Annotated in this window: 7 protein-coding genes; 4 read left to right on the top strand and 3 right to left on the bottom strand. The window is 66.0% G+C overall.

What is annotated here, in order from left to right; all coding sequences use genetic code 11:
- Positions 1 to 246 precede the first annotated feature (246 nt).
- Positions 247 to 555 carry a 50S ribosomal protein L28 gene (gene rpmB / locus BSZ14_RS18430; protein ID WP_056432158.1) on the bottom strand — a complete coding sequence of 103 codons (309 nt, stop codon included), beginning with the start codon at positions 553 to 555 and terminating at the stop codon, positions 247 to 249.
- Positions 556 to 739: 184 nt separating this feature from the next.
- On the opposite strand from rpmB, the gene BSZ14_RS18425 reads away from it, so the two are divergent.
- Entirely contained in the window at positions 740 to 964 is a 225-nt protein-coding gene (locus tag BSZ14_RS18425) for a hypothetical protein (protein ID WP_076712022.1), read from the top strand.
- A 90-nt stretch (positions 965 to 1054) separates the two neighbouring features.
- Positions 1055 to 1483 carry a nucleoside deaminase gene (locus BSZ14_RS18420; RefSeq protein ID WP_076712023.1) on the top strand — a complete coding sequence of 143 codons (429 nt, stop codon included), beginning with the start codon at positions 1055 to 1057 and terminating at the stop codon, positions 1481 to 1483.
- A 512-nt stretch (positions 1484 to 1995) separates the two neighbouring features.
- Here BSZ14_RS18420 and BSZ14_RS18410 read toward each other — a convergent pair.
- The gene (locus tag BSZ14_RS18410) at positions 1996 to 2673 is read right to left on the bottom strand and encodes an OmpA family protein (RefSeq protein WP_042487217.1); all 678 of its coding nucleotides are present in this window, start codon (positions 2671 to 2673) and stop codon (positions 1996 to 1998) included.
- Between the two features lie 141 nt (positions 2674 to 2814).
- Between BSZ14_RS18410 and BSZ14_RS18405 the strand changes: the two genes are divergently transcribed.
- Together BSZ14_RS18405 and BSZ14_RS18400 are read left to right on the top strand one after the other, a co-directional pair.
- The gene (locus BSZ14_RS18405) at positions 2815 to 4116 is read left to right on the top strand and encodes a hemolysin family protein (protein ID WP_076712020.1); all 1302 of its coding nucleotides are present in this window, start codon (positions 2815 to 2817) and stop codon (positions 4114 to 4116) included.
- A 60-nt stretch (positions 4117 to 4176) separates the two neighbouring features.
- Positions 4177 to 5205 carry a glycerophosphodiester phosphodiesterase family protein gene (locus tag BSZ14_RS18400; protein WP_076712019.1) on the top strand — a complete coding sequence of 343 codons (1029 nt, stop codon included), beginning with the start codon at positions 4177 to 4179 and terminating at the stop codon, positions 5203 to 5205.
- Positions 5206 to 5218: 13 nt separating this feature from the next.
- On the opposite strand, the gene BSZ14_RS18395 is transcribed toward BSZ14_RS18400, so the two are convergent.
- A partial coding sequence (locus BSZ14_RS18395; protein WP_139330540.1) for a transposase occupies positions 5219 to 5424 on the bottom strand: 206 nt, incomplete at its 5' end.

The raw sequence follows: 5424 nt of genomic DNA, 5'->3' as shown, positions 1-5424 counted from the left end.
AGGCGAGAGTTGAAAGCGATCAGCATTGCACGGTTTTAGCCCCTCCCCGGAAGGGGAGGGGCTAAAACCGTGCAATGCTGATCGCTTTCAACTCTCGCCTGAACGGGGATTGGTAAACAGGGCCTGCTCCTTCGCTCCGTTCCGCCTGAGCGAAGTCGAAGGCCAAAGGAATCCCAAACCGCAACGACGAAAACCCGCCGCTCCGGGGAGCGGCGGGCTTCAACCCGTCAACCGACGCGTCGCTGATTAAGCGGCGGCGGCTTCGGTCTTGGCGGCGGCCAGCTTCTTCACGACGTCGCGCTTCAGGCGACGCACGCGCAGCGAAAGCTGATCGTCCGAGGTCTTGACCAGCCAGTTGTCCAGGCCGCCATTATGCTCGACCGAGCGCAGGCCGTGGGTCGAAACGCGAAGACGGACGCTCTTTTCGAGCGAGTCCGAAATCAGCGTGACGTTCTGCAGGTTCGGCAGGAACGTACGCTTGGTCTTGTTGTTGGCGTGGGAAACGTTGTTACCCACCTGCCGGCCCTTGCCGGTCAGCTCGCAAATGCGCGACATGATCGTTATCCTGGTTTCAGGCAGTGCCCGGAAAGGCCGCGCCGATACCCCGTCCGGGGGGTGGCGTCAACCGATTCCCCGCAATCGCCCCTGCAATTCGCGACGATCAAGCGTGCCAATCGCCGTTGCAACTGCGCCTCGTCGGCTGCGTTGTTACGGCAACGAACCTTTGGGAGCCAGGATCATGCGCGCTTTTCTCGTCCTGTTGGGCATTATCCTCCTGCTGGCCGCCGGTGCCATGGCGATGGGCTGGATCAGCATCGACCAGACCCGCCCGGCGGTCGTCCAGGCCCCGACCTTCCGCGCCGAAGGGCCAAAGGTGTCGGTCGGCACGACCCAGAAGACGGTCGAAGTACCGACGGTCAGCGTCCAGAAGCCCGCCGACAACGCCCAGACCAACGGCCAGTAACCCGGTCACGGTAATCCTGTCGCGGCACGCACCCTTGCCCGGATGGCGGGCGCGGGGCAGGGAGGGGCGATGTTCCCGCTCCCCGCTCCGATGCGCGCCGCACTCGATGCCGCTGCCCAGGCGGGGCTGGCGGGCGAGGTGCCGGTGGGTGCGGTGGTGGTGCGGGACGGTACGATCATCGCGACCGGCGCGAACGCGCCCCGTCGCCTGCACGACCCCACGGCCCATGCCGAAATCCAGGCGATTCGTGCCGCCGCCTTGGTGCTGGGCCGGGACCGGCTGGAGGATTGCGACCTCTGGGTCACGCTGGAGCCGTGCGCCATGTGCGCGGGGGCCATCGCGCATGCCCGAATCGCGCGGCTCTATTATGCCGCCAGCGACCCCAAGGGTGGCGCGGTCGAACATGGCCCGCGATTCTTCGGCCAGTCGACCTGTCACCATCGGCCGGAAATCTACGCGGGGATGGGCGAAGCGGAGGCGGCCAGCCTGCTGCGCGATTTTTTCAGCGCGCGGCGGTAAGGGTGTTCGAGAACTATCGACGGTCGATAGCTCTTTTCTTCCCTCGCCCCTCATCGAGGGGAGAGGGGCGCGCAGACTTGGTCTTTGCGAAAGCAAAGGCTTAGAGTTGAAAGCGATCAGCATTGCACGGTTTTAGCCCCTCCCCTTCAGGGGAGGGGTTGGGGTGGGGCATCGCCATGGGCGTTTCGCTTGCGGAAGCGCCCCACCCCCGGCCCCTCCCCTGAAGGGGAGGGGTGGGCAGAGTTGATCGTTTTCGATTCTAGTCGGAGCTGGGTGAGGGGTGCTGCGCTCGCTTAGGCGAGCGCGCGAGCCAATGGCTCGCTCAACACCTCACCCAAGCTGCGCTAGCCAGCGGAGCTGGCAAGCTTCGCTAACCCTCTCCCCTGTCCAGGGGAGAGGGAAGGAAGGACCAGTGGGATGTCGATCCGCCATTCAGTCCGTTCTCGAACGTGGAAAAGGCCCGGACGGCATCCCGCCCGAGCCTCTTTCCAAAACCGCGAATTGCGCAACGATCAGCGCAGGTCACCCTCGCGGATCGGCACGATCTTGATCTCGACGCGGCGATTGGCGGCGCGGCCTTCCTCGGTGTCGTTCGAGGCGATGGGCTGCGACTTGCCGAAGCCGCGCGTGCCGATGCGGGCGGGCTGCACCCCGCGCGACGCCAGATAGTCGGCGACCGACACCGCGCGCTGTTCGGACAGGCGCTGGTTATACGCGTCGCTGCCGGTCGAATCGGTATGGCCATACACGTCGATATAGGTCTGCTTATACTGCGACAGGATGTCGGCGACCTGATCCAGCGTCTGGCGGAACTGCGGCTGCACCTGCGATGAGTTGTACGCGAAGGTGATGCCCGAGGGCAGGTTCAGCAGCAGGTCGTCGCCCTGGCGGACCACCTGCACGTCGGTGCCCGCGGTGCGGGCACGCAGGTCGCGCTCCTGCTTGTCCATATAGGCACCGATGCCGGCACCCGCGAGGCCGCCGATACCGGCACCCAGGATCTTCTCGGTCCGGTCACGACGACCGCCGACCAGATCGCCCAGCAGATAGCCGCCGACCGCGCCGCCGATGCCGCCGATCGCGGCCTTGGACAGGCGCTGCTGGCCTGTTTCCGGATCGGTGGTGCAGGCCGAGGTGGCGACCAGCGCGGACAGCGCGGCGGCGGCGAGGAACTTGGCGGACGTCTTCATGCGGATGACCCTTGTTAAGTTGTCGCGTCTCACACCCCGAAACGCGAACCCGATCGCGCTTGTTCCGCAAGCGATCTGAACGGAACATGACGACGGGAGTTGTCGAAGACCCTTCCGGCCCGCTATGAGCACCGCATAACGATGGCAACGCTGCCCCCCTTTCCGTGGATCGACGTCCTCATCATTCTCGCGCTCGTCGCGTTGAATGGCGCATTCGCGATGAGCGAGCTGGCGATCGTGTCGTCCAGGCGTGCCCGCCTGGAGGCGATGGCGCGCAGCGGGCGGAAGGGCGCGCAGGCCGCACTGACGCTCGCCGCCGATCCGGGCAAGTTCCTGTCGACCGTGCAGATCGGCATCACCCTGACCGGCATCATCGCGGGCGCCTATTCGGGCGCGAGCCTGGGCACGCCGACCGCCGCCCGGCTGGAGGCGCTGGGCGTCGCGCCCGCCACCGCTGCGACATTGGGCTTCGCGCTGGTCATCGGCCTGACCACCTATGCCTCACTGATCCTGGGCGAACTGGTCCCCAAGCAGTTCGCGCTGCGCAAGCCCGAGCCGATCGCGGCCTTCGTCGCTGTCCCCATGCGATGGCTGGCGGTCGGCACCGCACCGATCGTGTGGGTGCTCGATTCGACCAGCGGGGTGATCTTCAAGCTGCTGGGCCTGAACCGCGACAATGAGGATCAGGTCACGGCCGAGGAACTGCACCTGATCGTCGCCGAGGCGTCCAAGTCCGGCGTGATCGAGGAGCATGAGCGCTCGATCATCTCGGGCGTGGTGCGGCTGGCCGACCGGCCGGTGCGCGAGGTGATGACGCCGCGCACCGAGATCGACTGGCTGGACTGCACGCTGGACGATGCCGCGATCCGTGCCAAGCTGCTGGAAAGCCCGCGCACGCGCCTGCCGGTGGGGGAGGGCTCGATCGACGCGGTGGTCGGCGTGGTGCAGGCGCGCGACATCGCCATGGCGCTGTTCCGGGGCGAGCCGCTCGACCTGAAACATCTGATGCGCAAGGCTCCCGTCGTGATCGACCGGATCGACGCGATGGACGTGCTGCTGGCGCTGCGCCAGGCCGAGGTGCCGATGGCGCTGATCCATGACGAGTACGGCCATTTCGAGGGGATCGTGACCCCGTCCGACCTGCTGGCCGCGATCGCTGGCGAATTCGCCTCCGACGCCGATCCGGGCGAAGCGCCCTCGGTGGTCGAGCGCGACGACGGATCGCTGCTGGTCGCCGGCACGATGGCGGCCGACGCGCTGGCCGACCGGCTGGGCATCGACCTGCCCGACGACCGCGATTACGCCACCGTGGCGGGCTTGGCGCTGGCGGTGTTCCGTCATTTGCCGGGCGAGGGCGAGAGCTTCGTCGAACAGGGCTGGCGCTTCGAGGTGGTGGACCTCGACGGGCGGCGGATCGACAAGCTGCTGGTCAGCGAGGCGTAAGGCGCGAGACCGATTCCGACCAGCTGTTCCGGCGGTCGATGAAGGGCCTGTAGGGAGCGCATGAAGCGTCGTTTTCTTGCTGCATGGGGTGTCGGTGCGGTCCTGGCGTCGATCTATTTGGCGAACGCCTCCGGGATCGCCAATCCGCCCACGGGGCGACCCATCGTCGTTGCGCAGCGAGGCGTTCATCAGCTTTTCGACGAGAACTCCGATGATCCCAATGCCTGCAAGGCGAGGCATATCCAGCCGCCGCATCACCGGCTTATCGAAAATACGCTGCCTTCCATCCGCGCCGCCATCGATGCGGGCGCGGATATCATCGAGGTGGATGTACGCGAGACGGCGGACGGCGAATTCATCCTGTTCCATGATATCGGGCTGGAGTGTCGCACGGACGGAGCGGGGCTCGTCGGCCGGACACCTTTCGATCGGATGAAGGCGTTGGATGTTGGCTATGGCTATACGGCGGACGGCGGGAAAACCTATCCGCTTCGGGGTGCCGGTCGGGGACTGATGACGACCCTGGACGAAGCGCTGCGGACGTTCCCGACGCAGCGTTTTCTGGTGCAGATGAAGGACGGTCGGTCGGCCGGGCCGAACCTGGTATCCTACATCGACAAGCGGAATCCTGATGCGTGGAGCCGCATCGCCTTGTTCGCGGACACCCCGGCCACGATGGCGGCGAAGGCGCTGCGTCCCGACATTCCCGTGATTCATGATCGACGGGCGGCGAAATGCACCCTGACATATGCCGCGCTCGGATGGACCGGCTATATCCCGCAGGCGTGCCGCGACGGCACGATCATCGTTGCGATGAATGCCCGTGCGCTGGCCTGGGGCTGGCCCAGCCGGTTTCTCGGGCGCATGGCGAAGGCACACGTCGACGTGATGCTGATCGGGTCGGTCTTCGGGCTGGGCGCGAACGATTTCACCCGGCTGGACCGTGTCGAGGACCTCGGGCGCGTGCCGGCTGGCTTCGATGGCCTGATCTGGACCGACCGGGTCGAGACGATCGGGCTGGCGGTTCGCAAGCGATGGCCCCTGGGCCGGGACACCATGCCGGCCCGATACGCATCCTCAACCCTTTAGGCGGCGTCTGCATTTAGCGTAACCAGATCATGGCGCATGCGAGGTGGACGAAGCCCATGAAGGCGAAGATGGTCTTCTCACAGCGCAGGGCAATGCGCCGGAAGCGTTTGAGCTTGTTGAAGAAGCACTCGACCTGATGGCGCTCTTTGTAGAGCCGCCAGTCGATGGCGGGCTTGCCGGTCCGGCTGGGATTGGCCTTGATATGCGCGGTGGCACCGA

This window comes from Sphingomonas sp. Sph1(2015), from assembly GCF_001970915.1.
GTDB classification, from domain to species: domain Bacteria; phylum Pseudomonadota; class Alphaproteobacteria; order Sphingomonadales; family Sphingomonadaceae; genus Sphingomonas; species Sphingomonas parapaucimobilis.
Note: the sequence above shows the minus strand (reverse complement) of the source record. Positions and strands in the feature narration are given on the sequence as shown.

Excerpts from the sequence above, each read along its gene's own strand:
- BSZ14_RS18425 (WP_076712022.1), top strand. The coding sequence starts at position 740 with ATGCGCGCTTTTCTCGTCCTGTTGGGCATTATCCTCCTGCTGGCCGCC.
- BSZ14_RS18410 (WP_042487217.1), bottom strand. The coding sequence starts at position 2,673 with ATGAAGACGTCCGCCAAGTTCCTCGCCGCCGCCGCGCTGTCCGCGCTG.
- BSZ14_RS18420 (WP_076712023.1), top strand. The coding sequence starts at position 1,055 with ATGCGCGCCGCACTCGATGCCGCTGCCCAGGCGGGGCTGGCGGGCGAG.
- rpmB (WP_056432158.1), bottom strand. The coding sequence starts at position 555 with ATGTCGCGCATTTGCGAGCTGACCGGCAAGGGCCGGCAGGTGGGTAAC.
- BSZ14_RS18405 (WP_076712020.1), top strand. The coding sequence starts at position 2,815 with ATGGCAACGCTGCCCCCCTTTCCGTGGATCGACGTCCTCATCATTCTC.
- BSZ14_RS18400 (WP_076712019.1), top strand. The coding sequence starts at position 4,177 with ATGAAGCGTCGTTTTCTTGCTGCATGGGGTGTCGGTGCGGTCCTGGCG.